At 59.7% G+C, this 1,236-nt stretch carries 1 protein-coding gene; it reads right to left on the reverse strand.

Annotated features, from left to right (window positions below):
* Nucleotides 1-47: 47 nt before the first annotated feature.
* Nucleotides 48-1,168, reverse strand: a protein-coding gene (locus AB4Y32_RS40320) for an IS3 family transposase (RefSeq protein WP_368726564.1) whose coding sequence is annotated in 2 segments (ribosomal slippage) — nt 48-910 and nt 910-1,168 — 1,122 coding nt in all. Because the reading frame shifts where the segments join, the coding sequence is not laid out codon by codon here.
* Nucleotides 1,169-1,236 lie beyond the last annotated feature (68 nt).

The raw sequence follows: 1,236 nt of genomic DNA on the forward strand, positions 1-1,236 counted from the left end.
TGACCTGCCCCCCTCGGTAGGGCCAACCGGCTTCTAGCAAAGTCCCTTTAAACCAGCTCCTGGAAAGCGGCAGGAGCATCCGCTGTTGCCCGATGTATCGCCGCGAACTCTGCTGGCGAAAGGTAATTCAGTGCGCTGTGGGGCCGGTCCTCGTTGTAGTCCTGACGCCACGCCGCGATGACCGCTCGGGCATGCGCAAGGCTCTTGAACCAGTGCTCGTTAAGGCATTCATCACGGAACTTGCCGTTGAACGATTCGATGTACGCATTCTGCGTCGGCTTGCCGGGTTGAATCAATTTCAACGTAACGCCACTGGCGTAGGCCCACTGGTCAAGCGCTCGGCTCGTAAATTCCGGTCCCTGGTCCGTTCGCAGCGCTTTGGGATAGCCCCGGAAACGCGCTGCGCGGTCCAACGCTCGAGCCACATACAAGCCCGAGATACCGTGGTCCACGACAATATCGACGGCCTCCTTGGTGAAATCGTCCACGATGGTCAGGCACTTCACACGCCGCCCGTTCGACAGCGCATCCATCACAAAATCAATTGACCAAACCTCGTTGGGCCCACTCGGCAAAGCCAACTGCTCGCGTTCAATCATGACGCCGTGGCGCCGCCGACGGCGCCGCACGGTCAACCCTGCTTTACGATAAAGGCGATGCACACGCTTGTGATTCGCGTGAATGCCCTCGCGTTCGACGAGTGCATGCAGCCGCCGATAACCGAACCGCCGACGCTCATGCGCCAGTTCCACCAGGCGCGCCGTCAGCGCTTCGTTCTCGTGGTCCGGCTTCGCTTCGTAATGCAACACGCTGCGAGATAGCCCAACAAGCCGGCAGGTGCGGCGCTCGGAGATGTCCAGCTTCTCCCGAATCGCCGCCACTGCTTCGCGCTTGGCTTGCTGGCTCAGGGCTTTCCCTTGACGACAACCTTCAGCGCTTCCATATCGAGCATCGCTTCGGCCAGTAGCTTCTTCAGCCGCGCGTTCTCGGCTTCCAGGTCTTTCAGCCGGCGCGCTTCCGATACCTCCATGCCACCGAACTTCGCGCGCCATGTGTAGAACGACGCGTCACTGAAGCCGTGTTTCCTGCACAACTCCTTGACCGGCATACCTGCCTCGGCCTCCTTCAGGAACCCGATGATTTGCTCTTCCGTAAAGCGCTTCTTCATGTTCGTCTTCTTCTCCGAAAACGAACTTTACTAGGTTCCGGCTGGCCCTGTTTGCTGGGGGCAGGTCA

Origin of the sequence: Paraburkholderia phymatum, assembly GCF_040965635.1 — a bacterium.
Taxonomy (GTDB): domain Bacteria; phylum Pseudomonadota; class Gammaproteobacteria; order Burkholderiales; family Burkholderiaceae; genus Paraburkholderia; species Paraburkholderia phymatum_B.